Annotated in this window: 17 protein-coding genes; all 17 read left to right on the plus strand. The window is 26.4% G+C overall.

Annotation, left to right across the window (positions count from 1 at the left end):
• Positions 1-44 precede the first annotated feature (44 nt).
• Entirely contained in the window at positions 45-1,598 is a 1,554-nt protein-coding gene (locus tag RYM86_RS11025) for an acyl CoA:acetate/3-ketoacid CoA transferase (RefSeq protein WP_315080475.1), read from the plus strand.
• 24 nt (positions 1,599-1,622) lie between these two features.
• Positions 1,623-2,762 (plus strand): acyl-CoA dehydrogenase family protein, encoded by a 1,140-nt coding sequence (locus tag RYM86_RS11030; RefSeq protein ID WP_315080476.1) that lies wholly within the window; start codon positions 1,623-1,625, stop codon positions 2,760-2,762.
• 331 nt (positions 2,763-3,093) lie between these two features.
• A complete protein-coding gene (locus RYM86_RS11035) occupies positions 3,094-3,516 on the plus strand; it encodes a MarR family transcriptional regulator (RefSeq protein WP_315080527.1) in 423 nt (140 codons plus the stop codon).
• Positions 3,517-3,752: 236 nt separating this feature from the next.
• Positions 3,753-5,036 carry a serine hydrolase gene (locus RYM86_RS11040; protein ID WP_315080478.1) on the plus strand — a complete coding sequence of 428 codons (1,284 nt, stop codon included), beginning with the start codon at positions 3,753-3,755 and terminating at the stop codon, positions 5,034-5,036.
• Positions 5,037-5,618: 582 nt separating this feature from the next.
• Complete coding sequence (locus tag RYM86_RS11045) at positions 5,619-5,939, plus strand: rhodanese-like domain-containing protein (protein ID WP_315080481.1); 321 nt, start codon at positions 5,619-5,621, stop codon at positions 5,937-5,939.
• A gap of 88 nt (positions 5,940-6,027) precedes the next feature.
• Positions 6,028-7,728, plus strand: a complete 1,701-nt coding sequence (locus RYM86_RS11050; protein WP_315080483.1) for an FAD-dependent oxidoreductase — start codon at positions 6,028-6,030, stop codon at positions 7,726-7,728.
• 504 nt (positions 7,729-8,232) lie between these two features.
• A complete protein-coding gene (locus RYM86_RS11055; RefSeq protein WP_315080485.1) occupies positions 8,233-8,916 on the plus strand; it encodes a Crp/Fnr family transcriptional regulator in 684 nt (227 codons plus the stop codon).
• A gap of 358 nt (positions 8,917-9,274) precedes the next feature.
• Positions 9,275-9,613: a zinc ribbon domain-containing protein YjdM gene (locus RYM86_RS11060; RefSeq protein ID WP_315080486.1), complete on the plus strand. Its 339-nt coding sequence runs from the start codon at positions 9,275-9,277 to the stop codon at positions 9,611-9,613.
• Between the two features lie 239 nt (positions 9,614-9,852).
• Complete coding sequence (locus RYM86_RS11065; RefSeq protein WP_315080487.1) at positions 9,853-11,394, plus strand: 3'-5' exonuclease; 1,542 nt, start codon at positions 9,853-9,855, stop codon at positions 11,392-11,394.
• A gap of 80 nt (positions 11,395-11,474) precedes the next feature.
• Positions 11,475-12,692: a tryptophan synthase subunit beta gene (gene trpB / locus RYM86_RS11070; RefSeq protein WP_315080488.1), complete on the plus strand. Its 1,218-nt coding sequence runs from the start codon at positions 11,475-11,477 to the stop codon at positions 12,690-12,692.
• Between the two features lie 259 nt (positions 12,693-12,951).
• Complete coding sequence (locus tag RYM86_RS11075; RefSeq protein WP_315080490.1) at positions 12,952-14,634, plus strand: methyl-accepting chemotaxis protein; 1,683 nt, start codon at positions 12,952-12,954, stop codon at positions 14,632-14,634.
• Positions 14,635-15,230: 596 nt separating this feature from the next.
• Entirely contained in the window at positions 15,231-15,626 is a 396-nt protein-coding gene (locus RYM86_RS11080) for a BlaI/MecI/CopY family transcriptional regulator (protein ID WP_315080492.1), read from the plus strand.
• 27 nt (positions 15,627-15,653) lie between these two features.
• Positions 15,654-17,885: a M56 family metallopeptidase gene (locus RYM86_RS11085; protein ID WP_315080493.1), complete on the plus strand. Its 2,232-nt coding sequence runs from the start codon at positions 15,654-15,656 to the stop codon at positions 17,883-17,885.
• 392 nt (positions 17,886-18,277) lie between these two features.
• Positions 18,278-18,721, plus strand: coding sequence for a hypothetical protein (locus tag RYM86_RS11090; protein WP_315080494.1), 444 nt, complete (start codon positions 18,278-18,280; stop codon positions 18,719-18,721).
• 210 nt (positions 18,722-18,931) lie between these two features.
• Positions 18,932-19,132: a hypothetical protein gene (locus RYM86_RS11095; protein WP_315080528.1), complete on the plus strand. Its 201-nt coding sequence runs from the start codon at positions 18,932-18,934 to the stop codon at positions 19,130-19,132.
• A gap of 464 nt (positions 19,133-19,596) precedes the next feature.
• Positions 19,597-20,919 (plus strand): NCS2 family permease, encoded by a 1,323-nt coding sequence (locus RYM86_RS11100; RefSeq protein ID WP_315080496.1) that lies wholly within the window; start codon positions 19,597-19,599, stop codon positions 20,917-20,919.
• Between the two features lie 604 nt (positions 20,920-21,523).
• On the plus strand, positions 21,524-21,751 hold the full coding sequence (locus RYM86_RS11105) for a hypothetical protein (RefSeq protein ID WP_315080498.1): 228 nt from the start codon (positions 21,524-21,526) through the stop codon (positions 21,749-21,751).
• The last annotated feature ends 45 nt before the right edge of the window (positions 21,752-21,796 follow it).

The raw sequence follows: 21,796 nt of genomic DNA on the forward strand, positions 1-21,796 counted from the left end.
TTAAAGGATATTAGGATATTAATTAATTTTAGGGGTTGATATAAATGAGTAAAGTAAAGGTTTTGACTGGAGATGAAGCAGTAAAACTAATTAATGATGAAGATGTTTTAGCTACAGGTGGTTTCGTAGGAAGTTGTGCTCCTGAGACACTTAATAAATCACTAGAAAAAAGATTTCTTGAAACAGGGCATCCTAAAAATATAACGTTGGTACATGCAGCAGGTCAAGGTGATGGAAAAGGAAAAGGATCAGATCACTATGCACATGAAGGAATGCTTAAAAGAGTAATTGCTGGTCATTGGAATCTTGCACCTAAACTTGGAAAATTAGCAGTTGAAAATGAAATAGAAGCGTATAACTTACCACAAGGAACAATTTCTCAATTATTTAGAGATATTGCTGGTAAAAGAGTTGGAACAATAACTCATGTTGGATTAAATACATTTGTAGATCCAAGAGTTAGTGGAGGAAAATTAAATGAAAGGACAAAAGAAGATATTGTAAAAATAATAAATATAGAAGGTGAAGAAAAATTATTATATAAATCTTTTCCTATAAATGTATGTTTTTTAAGAGGATCTTTTGCAGATTCAGATGGCAATATTTCTTTAGAAAGAGAGATAGCAACACTAGAAGATACATCAATAGCTCAAGCTTGTAAAAATAGTGGCGGTATAGTTATAGTTCAAGTTGAAAAGATAGTTCAGAGTGGAACTATTGATCCTCGTCTTGTAAAAATTCCAGGAATATATGTAGATGCGGTAGTTGTTTCAAAACCTGAAGAACATGAACAGTCATTTGGATGCAAATTTAATGCAGCAGTAACTGGTGAGATAAGAGTGCCATTAAATAGTGTGGAGAAAGCACAACTTAATGAAAGAAAAGTAATAGCAAGAAGAGCTGCAATGGAATTAAAATCGGATACTATTGTTAACTTAGGAATAGGTATTCCAGAAGTAATATCATTAGTTGCAAATGAAGAAGGTATTAATGAATATATGACATTAACAGTTGAGGCAGGTCCAATAGGAGGTATTCCTCAAGGGGGAACAGCCTTTGGAGCAAGTATAAATTCACAAGCAATTATAGATCAACCTTATCAATTTGATTTTTATGATGGAGGTGGAGTTGATATAGCTTTCTTAGGACTTGCACAAGTTGATAAAGAAGGAAATTTAAATGTAAGCAAGTTTGGAACTCGTATAGCAGGATGCGGAGGTTTTATCAATATAACTCAAAATGCAAAGAAAGTATTATTCTGTGGAACATTTACAGCAGGTGGATTAAAAGTAGATGTAGGTAATGGAAAGCTAACAATCAAACAAGAAGGACGAGCTAAGAAGTTTATTAATAAAGTTGAACAAATAACTTTTAGTGGAGAGTATGCAAGAAAAATTCATCAAGATGTTACTTATATAACTGAAAGAGCTATATTTAAGTTAAAAGATGATGGATTATATCTTACAGAAATAGCACCAGGTATTGATTTACAAAAAGATATATTAGATTTAATGGATTTCCAACCTAAAATAAACGGAAAACCTAAAATTATGGATGAAAGAATATTTTATGATAAACCAATGGGATTAAAAAAATAAATTAAATATATTGGAGGAGTTAAAATGGACTTTACTTTAACAAAACAACAAGAAATGATTAAAGAAATGGCAAGACAGTTTGCAGAAAATGAACTTAAACCAATAGTACTTGCAAATGATGAAAATAGTGAGTTCCCAATTGAAGCATATAAGAAGATGGGGAGTTTAGGACTTATAGGACTTCCATATCCAAAAGAATATGGTGGAGCTGGTGGCGATTATTTATCTTATGTTTTAGCAGTAGAAGAAATTTCAAAAGTTGATGCTTCATTTGGAATATCATATTCTGTAACTACTTCACTTTGCTCAGGCGGAATTATCAATGCTGCATCTGAAGAGCAAAAGAAAAAATATCTTCCTGATGTACTTTCAGGAAAGAAATTCGGATCTTTTGGATTAACTGAACCAAATGCAGGATCTGATGCTGGTGGATGTATAACTATAGCAGAGAAAAAGGGAAATTATTATATATTAAATGGAAGCAAATGTTTTATAACTAATGGACCATTATCAGAAACATTTTTAGTATTTGCATTAACTGATAAAAGCAAAGGACCAAAAGGATTATCAGCATTTATAGTTGAAAAAGGATTTGAAGGATTTTCAATAGGTAAAGTAGAAGATAAATGTGGTATAAAATCAGCTCAGGTTTCAGAGCTTATATTTGAAAATTGTAAAGTGCCATCAGAAAATTTAGTTGGTGCTGAAGGAAAAGGTTTTGGAATTGCTATGAAGGCTCTTGATGGAGGCAGAATAGGTGTTGCAGCTCAAGGACTTGGAATAGCAGAAGGTGCATTTGATATAGCTAAACAATACCTAAAAGATAGACAACAATTTGGAAAGCCTTTATGGAAAAATCAATATTTAGCTTTTAAAATGGCAGAATTAGAACTTGAAATTGAAAAAGCTAAATACATTTTATATAAAGCAGCTATGGACAAAGAAGAAGGAAGGTCATATTCAGTTTCAGCAGCTAAAGCTAAACTAGCTTGTACTGATGTTGCCATGAAAGTAACTGTTGAAGCAGTTCAAATGCTAGGTGGAAATGGATATATGAAAGAGTATAATGTTGAAAGAATGATGAGAGATGCTAAGATAACTCAAATATATGAAGGAACAAATGAAATACAAAAGCTAATTATAAGTGGAAGCATATTTAGATAATATTATACTAGATAAAACAATTGACAATTAAGGAAAAATTATAGTTTTGTTTTAAAATAGAAATTAAAATAAAATTTACAAATGTTTTAACCAAAGTTGTCAATTGTATATTTTATTTTTTGATATGTATATAAAAAGGTACCACGATAAAAAAATATAAACTCAGAATTACTTTAATGCTTTTTATGGCTATAAATTTTATAAATATTAAATTGTTATATTGATATGATATAACAATTTATATACATATAATCTATAATATTGTATTAATTGACAGTGAACTTTTGTTTAGAATAAAATAATAAAAGATAATAATGTGGGGACGTGGATAATTATGGAGTTGAATGAATGTATAAATTTTTTACTTACAAGATCACAACAAGTAGTATTTCAAAGTTTAAAAACAAGACTTGCTAAGTTTGATGTTACACCTGTACAGTATGGAATACTTAAATGTCTTTGGGATGAAGAGTACTTATTACCAAAGCAAATTGCAGAAGCATTGAGTTTGGACAGTTCAACTATAACAGGTCTATTAGATAGAATGGAAAATAAGGGACTAATAGAAAGAGTTCATAATAAGAATGATCGTAGAACTTTTAATGTTATAGTAACTGAAGATGGATTAAAACATAGAAAAGAAATAGAACAAGTTATAGAAGAATTAAATAGAGATTTCTTGGAAAAGTTCTCTGATGAAGAAAAGAAAAAGTTAAAAGAATCATTAAGAACAATTGCAAATATTAAAAAGTGATACTAGCATTATAAAGATAGCGAAAATATAGTAACAATTAAATAAAGATAATAAGGTATTGTGATATTATTTTACAATGCCTTATTTTAAGTGTATTAAGCAGAACAAAGATTTTAATTCAAAGGGACTGATAGTGATTGGATTGTACTGTAAGTGATTTTTATTTAATATTATGCTATAATACTTAAAAAACTACAAGAAAACAAATATAAAATATATTTTAGGAGAACAATAAGATGAAAAGAAAATCTATAATTTCCATATGTTTATGTTTTACTTTAATAAGTGGATTTTCAACAGTGGCTTATGCAGATGAAATAAAAACAAAAGAAAACAATTTTAGTATAACAAATTATAATAAAGAGAAACATAAAGAAGGATTTGTTGATTTAAATGATAATAAATATTTTTTTAAAGACAATGGAAAAATGGCTATCGGTTGGTTGGAATATTTAGGAGATAAGTATTTTTTTAATGCCAATGGAGACATGAGAATAGGATGGTTAAGTTATAATAACAAATTGTATTATCTAAATGATGATGGAAAACTAGCAACAAAATGGAAAAAGTTATCGGACAAATGGTACTATTTTAATAATAATGATGGAATTATGCAAACTGGTTGGATTTCATATAAAGATAAATGGTATTATCTTAAAGATAACGGAGAAATGGCGATAGGCTGGATAAAGGATAAAGATAAGTGGTATTATCTTCATGAAAATGGAGAAATGGCGCATAATACGACTATTGGAAATGATGTTTTTGCTAGTAATGGAGTTTGGCATAATGGAAAGTTTATAAGGGCAGAAAAAGCGGCTAAAGATTATATAGGGACAAGCAACGTTGGAGTATATTGTATAGGACTAGAAAATGGAGAAATATTTGAAATAAATGGTGACAACATATATCCTGCGGCTAGTACTGCTAAATTATCAGCTATACTATATACTCAAAAAAGATTGAATCAAGGAAGTATAAATCTTAATACTAGCTTTAAATATTATGATTCAGTAAATAATATGAATGGTGCCTATCAAAGAGGTGGAAGTGGAGTACTTCAAGATCAGCTTAGAGAAGGAGAAGATGTCACTATAGAAACATTACTTAAAACCACTTGCTCATATTCTGATAATTTAGGAGCTAATTTATTAGCATATTATGTTTCTAACCAAAGTGATGAAAATTTCAGAAGTTATATAAAATCAATACTTGGTAGAGAAATTATAAACTTTACACATAATCTTTCATCTAAGGACTTAGCATTATTAATGAAAGAAATTTACTCAGAAGGTGGACTAGCTCTAGAGAGTTTAAAGAATACTAGTTGGGATGATGTTAAGATTCCAAAGTATCTTCCAGTTACTGTTGCACACAAAATAGGAATTCATAGTGAAGCAAATAATGATGTGGCAATTGTATATGCAAATGACCCATATGTAATAGTAATTATGACACCATCTTTTAGTGATGAATACATATCTAAACTTTCTAAAATAATATATGATGAGTTAAAATAATATTAAATAAAAAATCCTTTAGATACATAAAATATCTAAAGGATTTTTTTAATAATACAATTAAAAATAAAGAATAAATATTTAGAACTTGAACAAAATAGTAGTATAAAATTATAATAAAAATTTATTTTAGGAGCGATAAATATTATGAGCGAAAAACATGATTGTTCTTGTGCAAGCCAACAAGAAAAAGAGAAGAAAGCTAATAATTCTGGAATTAAACATAGTAAAAAGACACATAAAAAAGATTAATATTAAAATATTAAATAAAAACTTCTTTAGATACACAAAATATCTAAAGGAGTTTTTTATTATTTAAGAAATTATAAAAAATCTCAAATCTGTAGATAACTTAAATTATAATTTTGGCTAAAGATGAAGAAATTTACCCTGAAAAATAAAAAGAGAATATAGTCGCCTGCTAGACTTTTCTTATTTTCTAATTATTGCTAAGTGATAAAGTCACAGTAGAAAATATATCTGTTAATTATAATGAAATTAACAAGTTAGAGATGAGTTTGTATAAGAAATAGATATTTAAATTTTTTATAAAAGATTAATACAAAACACAGGAGGAAGAATATGTTTGGATTTTTAAAAAGAGAGAATGGAAAAGTAATTAATGTTAATGATATTGATGCTTTAATAGGAAAAGTTGAACTTATTGATATTAGAGAAGATTATGAATATAAAAATGGGAGCATAAAATCTGCTAAAAATATTCCAATGGGTATGCTTTTAAATGAACCTAATAAATATTTAAATAAAGATAAAGAATATTACATAATGTGTCAATCAGGGGGAAGAAGTACAAGAACATGTAGTAGTCTTAGAAAACAGGGATATGATGTTATCAACGTTTCTGGAGGCATAGGCTCTTATGTTGGTTCAAAAAAGAGGTAGATAAGTTAATGTTTTAAGACAGTGCTGATATTGTAGAGTAAAGTTAAAAAATCAAGTTATAACATATAGTAATTAGGAGGATGAGATTATGAAGAAAAAAATATTAATAGTAGGTGGAGTTGCAGGTGGTGCATCAGCAGCTGCAAGACTTAGAAGAAACAGTGAGGAAGATGAAATAATAATGTTTGAAAAGGGACCTCATGTATCTTTTTCAAATTGTGCACTACCTTATCATTTAAGTGGAGTAATAGATTCTCCAAATAGATTAGTTTTAATGAGTCCGGAAAAATTTATATCGCAATACAATATTAAGGCAAAAGTAAATAATGAAGTTATTTCAATTGATAGAAAAAACAAAACTGTAGATGTGAAAGATTTAGTAAGTGGAGAAGTTTATAAGGAATATTATGATAAACTTATTTTATCTCCAGGGGCATATCCTATTGTACCTAATATACCTGGAATTGAAAAAGTTAATGTTTTTACAATAAGAAATGTAGTTGATATAGATAAATTAAACAGATATTTAAAAGAAATAGATAGTCAGGATGTAGCCATAATTGGTGGTGGTTACGTAGGTGTGGAAGCTGCTGAAAATCTAAGAAAAGCAAATTTTAATGTATCACTTATAGAAGCTACTAAACAAATTTTAAAACCTTTTGATTATGATATGGTGCAAATACTTCACAAAGAACTTTATGATAATGGCATAAATTTAATAGTAGGAGATAAGGTTGAAAGCTTTGAAGAAAACACAGTAGTTTTATCATCAGGTAAAAAAATAAAAGCAAGTGCTGTTGTTATGGCAATAGGTGTTGCACCAGAAGTAATGTTAGCTAAAGAAGCTGGAATAGAGCTTGGAGCAACAGGTGCAATAAAGGTAGATAAGAATTATAAAACAAATGATGATAATATTTATGCTGTAGGTGATGCTATTGAAGTTTATAATTCACTTACTCATTCTATGACTAAACTATCTTTAGCAGGACCAGCTCAAAAGGCAGCAAGAAGTGTAGCAGATAACATAAATAATAAAAGTACCTTAAACAAAGGATATATAGGATCATCAGCTATAAAGGTATTTAATTATAATGGAGCATCAACAGGATTAAATGAATCATTAATAAACGCTCTTAATATGAATATAAATTATAATATAGTAAATATAATACTTAATGATAAAGTTGGAATAATGCCAAAATCTTCACCAATACATTTTAAAATGCTTTATGAAGTACCAACAGGGAAGATATTAGGAGCTCAAGCTATAGGAAAAGGTGATGTTACTAAAAGAATTGATGTAATTGCTACTGCTATAAAATTTGGTGGAACAGTCGAGGATTTAAAAGATTTAGAATTATGTTATGCACCACCATTCTCAACAGCGAAAGATGTAGTTAATTATGCAGGATATGTTGGATCAAATTTATTAAGCAATGATTTTAAACAAGTTAACATAGATAAAGTTAGAGAACTTGTAGAAAATGATGCATACATAATAGATGTTAGGGAAAGAAGAGAATATGAAAATGGTCATATAAAAAATGCGAAAAATATACCATTAAGTGAACTTAGAGAAAGAATAAATGAAATTCCTAGAGATATACCAGTATATCTTCATTGTAGAACAGGTCAAAGAAGTTATAATGCAACTTTAGCTCTTAAAAACTTGGAATTTACTAATGTTTACAACATAACAGGAAGCTTTTTAGGATTATCTTTTTATGAATACTTTAATGATAAGACTATGGATAGAAAGAGTATTGTTACAGAATATAATTTTAAATAATTTAAAAAATAATAAATTAGCACCTAAGGAATTGTTTCTTAGGTGCTAGAAATATAGATAGTAATTAAAAAATAAAATAAGAAGCTTGATATGACTATAGTTTTGACAAAGAATTCATCTTCATCAGAATATTCATCACTTTTGAAAGCTTCTTCAATTACAGAATAGATTATATTATAATCTCCACTCTTTTCTTCTCTAATGTTTAAATTTATAGAGTGTCCTCCTATTTAATAAATAGTATTATTATAAACATAGTATAGTAATATATATTGACTGTAATATATAGTATTGTAAATAGTAAAATTATTAAAAATAAATATATTGTTTACATTTAATTTATATAAATAATAAGTACTTTAAAAGTATTGTGACTAAGTTACATAGATTTGTAATAAAATATTATATAGTTTAAGGTAATATATAAGAAGTAAAATAAAATTAATAAATGGAAATCTAGATTTTAATCTTAATAGATTTTTATATTTTTAAGTGGAGGAATTTATGAAAAATGAGAAAAATCCAATAAATATTAGGGAAAATAACTTAAGTGTATTTTATGATATTTACCCAGTTTTAAAAGCTATTAATGAAAAAAATAATGAAATAATAAGTAAACAGGTAAAGTTTAAAACATTAAATGCAGATGAGTATATATCATCTGTAAAGTGTACTTGTGAAGGTATCATATTTGTAATGAATGGAATAATAAAAATACAAAGAATTAATGAAGAAGGTGAAGAAACTAATCTTTATGACATTAAAAAAGGTGAATTGTGCCATGAAGCATTAAGTTGTCTTTTGAATTTTAAATCTTTAAACATTATAGGGCGAGCACTCCAAGAATCAAAGATATGCATAGTTCCAGTTGAAATAGTAAAAGAATACTTATTTAAAGATAGCGATTTTTTAAAGTATATGTATAAGGACATATACTTTAAATTTAATACTGTTATAGAAAAGAAAGAAGAAAAGATTCATGATTCATTGGAAACTAGGCTTATTAAATTGCTTATTAATAAGAATAGCAGAATAATTTATAGTACTCATAAAGAGCTTGCATTTGAGATTGATTCTACGAGAGAAGTTGTAAGTAGAAAATTAAAAACCATTGAGAAAAATGAATATATAAAATTGGAACGTGGAAAAATAATTATTTTAAAGAATTTAAATGATTTTTTGAAATAACTATCAGTATTTAATATATTTTTTGGATTAGTAGTTGTTGGAGTATTATTTATTGTAGGCATTATATGACAAACAATATTCTATCTGATAATTAAGCTAATTAAATTTGTAAAGTAACTTATGCTGAATGTAAATTAGTATTATTAATATTTTTAAGCAAATTTAAAATATAAGAAATGACTTTAAAGTAAGATAAGAAAAGGGTTTGTCAATATAATAATACTATGATATTATATAAATCTGTGAGAAATTTTTCAATTTTCACGTTATATTGCAAATTACTATTTTCATGAGTTAAAAAAAAGTGAAAATAGTTTTTACATATTAAAATATAATAACAACGGAGGAAATGAATTTTATGAACAATTTACCAAATTGCCCAAAATGTAATTCAGAATATACTTATGAAGATGGAAACCTTTTTATTTGTCCAGAATGTTCTTATGAGTGGACTTTAGAATCAGAAAAGGAAGCTACAGAAGCTAATTTAGTTAAAGATGCTAATGGAAACATATTAAATGATGGTGATTCTGTAACAGTAATCAAAGATCTTAAGGTAAAGGGAAGTTCATCATCTATAAAAATAGGAACAAAGGTTAAAAATATACGTTTAGTTGATGGAGATCATAATATTGATTGTAAGATTGATGGTTTTGGAGCTATGCAATTAAAATCTGAGTTTGTCAAAAAAATATAAGTTTAATAAAAAATTATTTAATAATGATGGAATGAATCCTGTTAAGTAGATGAAGTAAAAATGCTGCTATAAAATCTATTTAACAGGGTTATTTTTATGCAGAAAAATATATTTAGATATAAATAACTTTTTCTTTCAATTCACAATGAATCAAAACTTTACATATCGTTACATATTATAGTACAATTAGTATATACAATTTCCAGAAAATAGAAATAATTAGATGAAGAGGGGTAGAAATGCAACTTAATATAGAACAAAAAAGAATAATTGCAAATAAACCAAATGGTCATTCATTAATAAAAGGGGTAGCAGGTTCTGGGAAAACTACTGTTGCAGTAAATAAAATTCCACTATTATTAAGACATTATTGTCCACTTAAAGATGACAAAGTACTTATGGTAACTTATAATAAATCACTTAAACAATATGTGTCAAATATATATGATAAAGTTAAAGATAAAGTTAATGTTCAGGTAAATCTATTTGATGAGGATAATAGCTTGAAGTTATGCGTTGAAAGAATTGATGATATACTTTTTAATTATTTTAATGCATATAAAAAACAAAACAATATAAATATAGACCTTGCTTCACGTAAAGAATGTAAATGTGAACTAATTAATGCTATAAATTTTGTTGGTAATATATATAAAGATGTAAAAATCATAGATTCTAAATATCTTCAGTTTATTAAAGAAGAGATTATGTGGATAAAAGCATGTAATTATATAGATCTTGATGAATATCAATTAGTTGATAGAATAGGAAGAATAAGTAATATAAATAATGATGGTCCTCAAAAACTTAGAAAAAATTCAGAAAAGAGAAGAGCAATATTTGAGGTCTTGCTAAAATATAATAGTAATTTACAGAATATAAATAAAGTTGATTTTCAAGATATGGCACTACTAGCATTAAATCAAGCAAAACAATATCCTATGGAAAAGTATACTCATATTTTAATAGATGAAAGTCAAGATTTAACTAGGGTTGAATTAGAATTTTTAAAGGCTTTGTATGATAAAAAACCATATTCTAGTATAACGTTTATTTCAGACGCAGCTCAAAGTATATATCATCAAGCTTGGTTAATAAAAAATCGTTCATTTGCCAGTTTAGGATATGATATGACTGGTAAATCTAATTTATTAAGTAAGAATTATAGAACAACAGCTCAAATAGCTGAAGCAGCATTCAGTTTAATTGATATTCATAAAGATTTACTACAAAATGATAACTTAGTTAAACCTAATTTAATAGACAAGCAAGGATATTATCCGACCTATAAAAATTTTGAAAATAAGTTTGAAGAATGTTTATATATAGTAAATTTAATAAATGAAAATCTTAAAGAAGGATATAAATTAAAAGATATAGTAATAATTGCTAGATTAAAAAAGCAGTTAAAAGAATTTAAGAAATGCTTACAAGCTTATGATATACCATGTTTAATTTTTAATGATAATGATGAAATAAATTTTTCAGAAGATGAGGTAAAGCTTGTAACTATGCACTCTGTAAAAGGACTTGAATTTAAAGTTGTTATAATTGCAGGTTTAAATGCTAAAGTAATGCCATTGTGTCCAGTAAAAAATGAAGAAGAAGATATGGACATGCTAGAATTTAGAGAAAGAAAGTTACTTTATGTTGGAATGACAAGAGCTACTGAAAAATTATTTTTAACATCAAATGGTATGCCTTCTAAATTTATTAGAGATATAGATGATAAATATTTAAGAATGAATATGGATAGTAATATGAGAGAAAATTGTAAATAAAAAGTATATATAGTATAATTTTATATGTAAATGTTTAGATAAATAAATTTTAAGCTTAAAGCATATAAGGGGGATTGTAAATGGATTTTCGAACATATTTAAAGAAGTATCCAGATAAAAATGGTCGTTTTGGTCAATACGGTGGGGCATACTTAACAGATGAACTAATTCCAGCCTTTGAAGAAATTGCTGATGCATATCAAACAATTTGTCATTCTTCACAGTTTATTAATGAACTTAGAAGAATACGTAAAGAATTTCAAGGTAGACCTACACCAGTTTATCATTGCGAAAGACTATCTAGAGCAATAGGGAATTGTCAAATTTATTTAAAAAGAGAAGATTTAAATCATACAGGGGCACACAAATTAAATCACTGTATGGGTGAAGGACTACTTGCTAAATTTATGGGAAAAAAGCGTTTGATTGCAGAAACAGGAGCAGGACAACATGGAGTGGCGCTTGCAACAGCTGCTGCATTTTTTGGATTAGAATGTGAAATTCATATGGGAGAAGTTGATATTGTAAAGCAAGCGCCAAATGTAACTAGGATGAAAATATTAGGAGCTAAAGTCGTTCCAGTAACACATGGTTTAAAAACTTTAAAAGAAGCTGTAGATTCTGCTTTTGATTCATATGCTAAAAATTATAAGGATTCAATTTACTGTATAGGATCAGCATTAGGTCCGCATCCATTTCCACTTATGGTAAGAGATTTCCAAGCTGTTGTTGGTTATGAAGCTAAAGATCAATTTAATGAAATGACAGGTTTTTTACCAGATGTAGTTACAGCTTGTGTAGGCGGGGGAAGCAATGCAGCAGGAATGTTTATCCCTTTTTTAGAGGAACCAGTTGATATAATTGGAATAGAACCATTAGGTAGAGGTGAAGAATTAGGAGATCATGCTGCCTCTATGAAGTATGGAGAAAAAGGTGTTATGCATGGCTTTGAAAGTATAATGTTAAAAGATAAAAATGGTGATCCAGCACCAGTATATTCTATAGCTAGTGGACTTGATTATCCATCAGTTGGTCCTGAACATGCATTTTTAAGAGAATTAGGACGCGTAGACTATAAAGTTATAAATGATGAAGAGGCTATGGAAGCTTTCTTTAAATTATCGAGATATGAAGGGATTATACCTGCAATTGAAAGTTCACATGCTGTTGCATATGCAATGAAAAAAGCTGAAGAAATGAAACAAGGATCTATTTTAGTTTGCTTAAGTGGACGTGGTGATAAAGATATTGATTATGTTGTTGAACATTATGGATATGGAGATCAATATTTTAAATAATATTTAAAATATAAAAAGGTGTTTCTTGTTTAAGACAAGAATGCCTTTTTTTGTGCATAAAAATTTTAAAATTAGTAATATGTTTACTAGTTTATTATTACTTCAACTAAATATTTTTATTTAATTGTATGAAATTTATAAATAGTATATAAAGAACTAAAGTTTTTAAAATATACCACGATTAAAGAGAAGTGGACAAAGGAAGGTTTTATATTAAAGAAAAACTAATGAATAAATGGAATAAGGAGATATTTTTACTATGAAAAAAAAATCTGTTAGTTTATCAGTTGAAAAGAAGCTTAAAAAAGGATTTAGCACAATGATTATTTTTACAATAGTTATAATGCTTATTGGAATTACTAGCTTAATTTCAGTAGGAAATTCTTTGAAAAAAATGAAAGAAGAAAGCAACAAAGTAACGGTTGATGCAGCTGAAATATGTGATAATCTTAGTAATGTAGGAAGACAGCTTAGAGGAGTTGTATTATATGAAGATTATAATCAGTTTAAGGAATCACTTAATAATTCCACTAATATTTTAAAGACTAAATTAGATGAAATTAAGCCTTTAATAAATAACAAACAGCTAATAATCAATTATGAAGAAGCTTATAATGAAGCTGTAATTATAAGAAAAAAAATAGTAGATAGTATAGAAAGTGGAGATTTTAATACTGCTAAAGTAGTATTAAAAGATGAGTATTTTCCAGCTTTTGAAGAAATATATAATAGAGCAAAAATAATTCAAAAAGAAGCACAAGAAAGTGCAGATAAATTTGCAGAGAATGCGAATATTAAAGTTAACAGTTCAATAATTGTTCTATTAGTGCTACTTATAGTTAATGTAATATTAGCATCAAGAATATCAATAACAGTTACTAAATCAATAACAAATCCATTATCATATTTAAAAGGTGTTGCAAATCAATTAAGAGAAGGAAATTTAAATGTAGATATAAGTTCTGAATATTTAAATTCTAAAGATGAATTTGGAGAATTTGCCAATATTTTTAACGATATGATAAAAACACTACAAACATATATAAATGATATATCTAGTAATTTAGAGAGGATTTCTAATAAAGATTTAAATATTAAATTAGATATTGAGTACATAGGAGATTTTGTACAAATTAAAGACTCATTAGCATATATTATTGAAACTTTAAATAGTACATTTAAACAAATACAATGTGCCACAGAAGAGGTAAATGGCGGTTCTATGCAAGTTGCAACTGCAGCTCAAACATTATCAGAAGGGGCAACAAATGAAGCAAGTTCTATAGAAGAATTAACAGCCAATATATCTGAAATAAATATAAAAGTACAAGAGTCAGCAAAAGGTGCAGAAAGAACTAAGAATATAACAGATAATCTAGTTAATGATGTAGAAAGTAGCAATTGTAAAATGAAAGAAATGCTTTATGCTATGGGAGATATAGAAAAAGCATCAAATGATATAAATAATATAATAACTACAATAGCCTCAATAGCAGATCAAACTAACCTTTTAGCATTAAATGCAGCAATAGAAGCAGCAAGAGCAGGGGATGCTGGAAAAGGCTTTGCAGTAGTTGCTGAAGAAGTTAGAAAACTTGCAGAAAATTCTTCGGAAGCTGTTAAAAAGACTTCTACTTTAATTGAAAATTCAATAAAATCTGTAAATAAAGGAAAAGATATAGCAGAAAGCACAGCAATATCATTGATTGAAGTTGTAGAAGATATTAAAAATGCTTCACAACTTGTTACTAATATAGTAAATTCAGCAGAAGAAGAAGCACTATCAATAGAACAAATAAATGCAGGTATTGAAGAAATAGCAGATGTTGTACAATCTACATCAGCAATAGCGGAAGAAAGTGCAGCAGCTAGTGAAGAATTAACTGCACAAGCAGAAACTTTAAATAGAATGATGAATGAATTTAATTTAAATAATTTTTAGATTCTTTTATTTTATGATCATATCAATTTAAAAAAATAGTCATTATGAAAGCCACTTAAATATTTAAAACGGTATTTAAGTGGTTTTTAATTTGTACAATAAATTTTTACTGTATAGACTATCATTAAAAAGATAGGTAAAGTGTAAATTAGGGTTGTAGCTTTAAATAAGCTTAATCTACCTTAAGTATATAATAAACAATATATATACTTAAGGTAGAGATATAGATTAAACATTTGTAAGAAGTTTGAGAGGAGAAAGAAGTAATGAAAAAATTCAATCTGGAGAATTTCGTATTATCAATATTAAAGTTAATAGGAAGTATAGTTATTATATATGTGCTTGTTCATATATTTTATAAATATAAATAATAAAGTTTTATTTTAAGTGAATTTTATGTAAATGATAAATAGTTAATATTATAAATAGAAAATGAGGATATTATATTTATAATAATATTTAAAAATTATAAAGTGAAGAATTGCTGTAATTAAGTTGGAATAGATGTAAAAATATTCTTGACAGAGTAAATCTACAAGTGTAAACTTAACTTTAAGATTTACACTTGTAGATTTAAAAGAAAGGAGCTGAATTTTATGAGTGATATTCCTAAAATATCAGAATCGGAATGGGAAGTTATGAAAACTTTATGGAAGACAAATCCGTTAACCTCTGAAGAAATAATAGATGCATTGAGTTTGAAAATGAGTTGGTCAAAACAAACTATAAAAACTTTTATAACAAGACTTATAAAAAAAGGGGTTATAGGTTTTAAAAAAGATGGTAGAGTATATAATTACTATCCTTTAATTTCTGAGGGAGATTGTATGAAGTTTGAAAATAAATCCTTTATTAAAAAAGTATATGATGGAGCTTTAAATATTCTTTTTAGTAGCTTCTTAGAAGAGGAGAATCTATCTATTGATGAAATTGAAGAATTAGAGAAAATTCTTAAAGAAAAAAAAGAAAAAATCAATATAAAAGATTTTTAACTAGATAACGAGAAGGGGTATATTTTTATGGGGAGTTTAGAAAAGGTTTTTTTATGGTTTTTTCAAACATCTTTAACAGCAGCTATCATTATTTTAATAATAATTCTGATTTTAAAAATGTTTAATAATCATATTAGTGTGCGGATTAAACATGGATTGTGGATTTTAGTAATGTTAAGACTTCTTGTGCCTGTAATTCCAGAGGTAAATATAAATTTATTTGATATTTTTAGTGATAAATATACAAATAGTTTACAAGAAACGATATTAGATACCTCAGGTAAAAATAGAGAAATTTCCATAGGATATAATAATTACGATAATTATACAGATAAGATAGAAAATATTGATGATTATGAAAAAAATAAAGAAGAATATATAAATAAACAAATATGGATTTCTAATTTTATAAAGATAGCTTCTTTTATTTGGATTATAGGGACAATCGCGTTAAGCTTAACATTCATATTATCTTTGATGAGATTTAAAATGAAAATTAGACCTTTAAAAAGATATGAAGATTTTAAAATTAAATCCATGATGAACAATTTAAAAGATAAATTAAATATAAATTCAAAAATTCAAATTTTTATATATGATGGAATAAAAAGTCCTGGAATATTTGGGATTTTAAAGCCTAAAATTTATATACCATTATATGTTTTGAAAATAGAAGATTATAATAAACTATCCTATAGTTTATTACATGAGCTTATGCACTATAAAAGAAAAGACTTATATTATAACTTTCTTAGTATAGTAGCTCTTTGTATACATTGGTTTAATCCTTTGGTATGGATTGCTATAAATAAAATGAAGTTGTATAGAGAATATGCCTGTGATGCATGTGTTTTAGAGAGCCTTGAAGAAAAAGAAAGAATAGATTATGGTATGACGCTTATAGATTTTTCAAGAATGTTTTTTAATAAAAAAGAGCAATCTAGATTGCTAATTTGTTTTGAAAATAATAACCAAATAAAAAGGAGAATTAAAATGATAAAAGACTTTAAAAAAGGTTCATATAAAATATCAACAGTTGCTATACTAAGTTGTTTAGTAGCTACAATAGCAATATTTACAAACAGTATTCAAGTAAAAGGGCTTGATAAAGATAATATTTCAGAAATAACAGCTAATAAAGAAGAAAATATAGAAAGAAATTCCAAATTTTTAATTGATGCACCTTCAAAAGTTTATGATGATATTAAAAAAGCACAAGAAATAGCAGGATTTAAATTCAAAGTACCAGATTATATTTTAGATGGAAATGAAGTTGGAGCTGGATTTCAAGTCATAAAAGTGTCAGATAAAGAAAATGCAGTACAAATGTTTTTTTATAATAACAATGAAAGAAACAATGAATTTTCATTAATCACAGGAGTATCAGATCCAATAGAGATAATAAAAAAATCAGCAAGTGTACATCATGCATTAGAAGAAGATTTTAAAGTAGAAAGTGAAAGAAATTTAGTAGACTTTAATGGAATTCATGGAGAAGAGGTTACTGTTACAATTACTTCTCCAGAAAGAAGAATAGAAGATATTGATATTGTGCTCAAAGAAATGAAGGAAATAAATAAATATTTTGTGTGGAAAGATTCAGGTATATGTTATATCTTAAATTATAATAGGCAACGTAAAGATCAAGATGAAATTAATCAATGGACAAGTATTGACAAAGAGAATATATTTAAAATAGCAAAATCTTTGAAGCATTCAGAGGATATAAAAAACGTAAATTACTTTCCAACAAGAGAAGTTTCGACAGAAATAGGAGTAATGAGTATATATGATAAAGAAGATTTAGAGAAAGCTAAAAAATTTCTTGGATTTAATCCTAAATTTCCATTAAAAGTAGATGAAGATATAAAAATAACTGGGTCAGGAGTTGGGATAACAGGAAATTCTGACATAGAAAACAATATTATAAATTACGAAATGAATAATTTTTATTCTAGTAAGAATTTGAGAATGACTTTTACAGCTAAAAAAGATTTAAAGTTTTATAATGATATAAAGAAAAATGGATATTTTATTAATGAAAATACAGAGGATAATGTACCTAAAAAGATTAATGTACAAAAATTAAATATTAATAATAATGAGGTATTTAAATATGAAGAAAGCAACGAGTATAATTATTCTTTAGTATATATTTGGAAAGAAAATGATGTTTGTTATTCGATTGCTTTATTTAATAAAATAGATGATCCAGATAAAATAGCTGAAGGATTTGTTAATTCAAAACCTATAAATTAATTATTATATAATTAAAACAACTATATAGTAATACTTTGTAAATTTAAATTTGTATAAATATATATAGGTAATAATAAGTATAGTATTTTCAGGTTAAGTTACTTTAATAGTAATACATTTAGAAGATATTATACTTATTTTAATTATGACTAAATTATTGCAATTCTAAATTTTGTATATTTACAATATTATATTAGGTGTCATTAAAATTACAAAATAATCATATAACTATTATAGTATTTATATTTAAATGTACTACGGTATATAGCATAAATATATAAATAGTCATATATTATAATATTTACATTTTCCAAATAATAAAAAATTTTCACTAATAGAAATTAAATTTTATATTATAAGTTAAGCATAATAATGTAAAGGAGTTGAGGGAGTTGACTCAAAATACAAATAATACAATGAACATGACAGAAGCTGATAAGGCGCAATTACGTTTGCTAGATATACAAAAAGTTGCAATAGCAATATCTATATATTCAAGCCTACTTTTATATAAATCTACTTTGGAAGGTATTGAATTAATTTATAGTAGATATAGAAAAGATATAGATGAGGTTAACATACCTAATCCAGATGCTACTGCTATTAAAGCAGTATCTCTTGGATTTTTATCACAAGCAATGATTACAAAAATAGCGTATTCTAAATATAATATACTATATACACAATATATTAATGGGGAATTTAAGTATTCCCTTAAACCTAATATGGATATAAATATAGGAAATACATTAGCGCTTATTTCGTATTTTTATATAATGAGAGGTCTAGAAGGTATTTATAGAAGAACTGTGCAGCAACCTATATTGGGTGTATAGTAGTTCGTAATTAAATATGTAACAATTTATGGAAAATATTATTATAACATGAATTATTTACATAAAAAGAAAAATCATGCATAGCATGGGCGGATAGATAGTTTTATGTAAATTAAGAATTTCATCTAAAAAATGAAAAAAATATAGAAAAAGAGACTCAAATTTGTTATGGTTAATTTGCGAAAAACACTTAACAAAGGAGAATCTCATATGGGTATTTTATTAGAAAAAGGACTAAATTTCAATAGAAAAGTTAAAATTAATTTTGAAGGTGGAAATTTAACTTCAGATGCAGGTAAAATTATTAATAGTTCAAGATATCTAACATTTAAACTATTTAGTAGTTGTCCATATAAAAATGAGTTTTGGGATACACTAACTAGAATTAATGATATTGCTATTTCGCCGTAAGCGTTAGCAAAATTGAATAAAATTAAAATATTAGTAAGCTTTTAAAAGTCTATTATAAAGTTCTTGGATTAATTATATCTAAAAATATAGTTTTAAAGTAAAAAATAACACCAAATCTATTTCGAAAGGAAAATACTTGTAAAATTCTATTGAAATTAATTCGGTGAATAATTCAGGTATAAGTAATATTTTCTATGATAAAGGTAAAAATATATTAGGTGTTTGATAAAGAAACTAAATAATTAAAAGATGAAGGGGATTTGCATATGTAAATTTAAAATAGGTATAAAAATCTTAAAACACGAATTATATAGATGAATGTTATATTTTAAAATTCGTATAAATTATAAAAAACCGAAAATAAATACTAAAAGAATGCAAAATATTCATAAAAGTGTTGCAATATATCGAAAAATATCTTATTATAGTTCAGGTGGAAAAAAGATTTACGAAAGAGTGATTTTATGAAAAATATATTTGAAAAGAACGGAATGTTAGATAATTATTTCGGACTTACGAAAAACAACACAAATGTTAAAACGGAAATCGTAGCAGGTATTACTACATTTATGACAATGGCGTACATATTGATAGTAAATCCATCTATATTATCTGCTGCTGGAATGGATAGTGGAGCAGTGTTTACAGCAACAGCACTATCGGCTGTAGTTGCAACGTTAGTAATGGGACTATATGCTAAATTGCCATTTGCTCAAGCACCGGGCATGGGTTTAAATGCATTTTTTGCATTTACAATAGTTCTTAGTATGGGATATTCATATCAATTTGCGTTAACAGCAGTGCTTTTAGAAGGTATTATATTTATTTTATTAACCTTATTCAATGTACGTGAAGCTATTGTTGATTCAATACCAGAAAACATTAAAAAGGCAATTTCAGTTGGTATTGGTTTATTTATTACATTAATAGGTTTTGAAGGGGCAGGAATTATAGTTCACCCTGAAGATAATTCAACAATTCTTGCACTTGGAAATATAACAAGTGGAACAGCACTACTTGCAATAATAGGTATTGCAATTACAGGTATTCTTTTAGCAAGGAATATTAAAGGTGCATTATTTATTGGAATGATTGCTACAGCTGTAATAGGAATTCCTTTTGGAATTACTCCAACACCTACTAGTATAATGAGTGCACCACCATCAATTAGTTCAGTTTTCTTTAAATTTGAGTGGAATAATATATTTTCTTTAGATATGGTAGTTGCTTTGTTTACATTATTATTTATGGATATGTTTGATACAATAGGAACTTTAGTTGGAGTAACAACTAAAGCAAAGATGTTAGATGAAAATGGAAAAGTTCCAAACATGAAGAAAGCTCTTTTTGCAGATGCAATAGGAACTACGTTTGGAGCATGTGTTGGTACAAGTACAGTAAGTACATTCGTAGAAAGTGCATCAGGAGTTGCGGAAGGTGGAAGAACAGGATTAACAGCAGTGTCTACAGCAATAATGTTCGGATTAGCATTATTCTTTGCACCTGTATTTGCATCAATTACTCCAGCAGTTACTTGTTCAGCATTAGTATTAGTTGGATTATTTATGATTGAGCCAATAAAAGAAATAAATATTTCGGATTTTACAGAAGCTATACCAGCGTTTTTAACTATAATTATTATGCCATTATCTTATAGTATATCAGATGGTATCGTATTTGGAGTTATTTCATACATATTATTGAAATTATTTACAGGGAAAATAAAGGATATAAGTTTAGCTACATTGGTAATAGGTGGAATATTTATATTAAAATTCTTAATATAAAAATAAATAATTAATTAAAACTTCCTTTAGCATTAATTTGCTTAGAGGAAGTTTTTTCTTATGAAATTATATCATAATGTGTAAAATATTGTTGAAGAAGTTTCAAAAACAAAAAACATATTGATAAATTAAGAGAAGAAATTTCTAAATTTAGAATTCAATAAATTACAGATGGTCGTAATTTGCTGAAATAACCAAAATATAAAGCATAATAAGTATTTTCTTGGTGGCTTTAATCAAGAAAATACTTATTTATTTTGTAAAAAAGAAAAATATTTCAAAAATATGTTGAAATATCGTGAAACATATAGTAAAATAAAAGAAGATTAAACAACACATAATGCTAAAGAAATTTAGCATATCGAATTATATGACTTATGTTGTATAATAGTGACATATTAGTAAAAATTATATAGTAAGATTTTTACCTGTTGAGACATAATAGAGAAAACACAGGAAAATATTTAAAGGTTTTATATATTTTCAAGTTGTGTTTTTGTTTATTATGTTTTTTTATATTATTTATTATACCTATAATATTTCTTTACAAAAAAAGGATAATAAGAATTTTTGTAGAATTATATTTTTAGGAGGGTGAGGTATTATGAATGAAATAGATGTAGTTGATTTAAATAACAAGCAATATAGAAAATTAATTAAAGTGCAAAGAGACGCATATAAAAGGATATTAAGTTTTTGCATAAATAATATAAAAGATATAGAAAAGGCTAAGAAGATAGAAAAATATATAGAATCAATGGATAAAGCGATAACTAATGAATTGGAAAATATTAGGGTGGATAATGAAAAATATATGAATATTAAAATGTAGGTCTTTTGTAAACGATTTAAGATATATTTAAAAAATCAGGCTAAC

It is taken from the genome of uncultured Clostridium sp., from assembly GCF_963527835.1.
Taxonomy (GTDB): Bacteria; Bacillota; Clostridia; order Clostridiales; family Clostridiaceae; genus Clostridium.

Bases quoted from the DNA above. Each gene is read 5' to 3' on its own strand.
- RYM86_RS11040 (WP_315080478.1), top strand. From the start codon at position 3,753: ATGAAAAGAAAATCTATAATTTCCATATGTTTATGTTTTACTTTAATA.
- RYM86_RS11050 (WP_315080483.1), top strand. From the start codon at position 6,028: ATGAAGAAAAAAATATTAATAGTAGGTGGAGTTGCAGGTGGTGCATCA.
- RYM86_RS11085 (WP_315080493.1), top strand. From the start codon at position 15,654: ATGGGGAGTTTAGAAAAGGTTTTTTTATGGTTTTTTCAAACATCTTTA.
- RYM86_RS11100 (WP_315080496.1), top strand. From the start codon at position 19,597: ATGAAAAATATATTTGAAAAGAACGGAATGTTAGATAATTATTTCGGA.
- RYM86_RS11045 (WP_315080481.1), top strand. From the start codon at position 5,619: ATGTTTGGATTTTTAAAAAGAGAGAATGGAAAAGTAATTAATGTTAAT.
- RYM86_RS11075 (WP_315080490.1), top strand. From the start codon at position 12,952: ATGAAAAAAAAATCTGTTAGTTTATCAGTTGAAAAGAAGCTTAAAAAA.
- RYM86_RS11095 (WP_315080528.1), top strand. From the start codon at position 18,932: ATGGGTATTTTATTAGAAAAAGGACTAAATTTCAATAGAAAAGTTAAA.
- trpB (WP_315080488.1), top strand. From the start codon at position 11,475: ATGGATTTTCGAACATATTTAAAGAAGTATCCAGATAAAAATGGTCGT.
- RYM86_RS11060 (WP_315080486.1), top strand. From the start codon at position 9,275: ATGAACAATTTACCAAATTGCCCAAAATGTAATTCAGAATATACTTAT.
- RYM86_RS11105 (WP_315080498.1), top strand. From the start codon at position 21,524: ATGAATGAAATAGATGTAGTTGATTTAAATAACAAGCAATATAGAAAA.
- RYM86_RS11055 (WP_315080485.1), top strand. From the start codon at position 8,233: ATGAAAAATGAGAAAAATCCAATAAATATTAGGGAAAATAACTTAAGT.
- RYM86_RS11030 (WP_315080476.1), top strand. From the start codon at position 1,623: ATGGACTTTACTTTAACAAAACAACAAGAAATGATTAAAGAAATGGCA.
- RYM86_RS11065 (WP_315080487.1), top strand. From the start codon at position 9,853: ATGCAACTTAATATAGAACAAAAAAGAATAATTGCAAATAAACCAAAT.
- RYM86_RS11080 (WP_315080492.1), top strand. From the start codon at position 15,231: ATGAGTGATATTCCTAAAATATCAGAATCGGAATGGGAAGTTATGAAA.
- RYM86_RS11025 (WP_315080475.1), top strand. From the start codon at position 45: ATGAGTAAAGTAAAGGTTTTGACTGGAGATGAAGCAGTAAAACTAATT.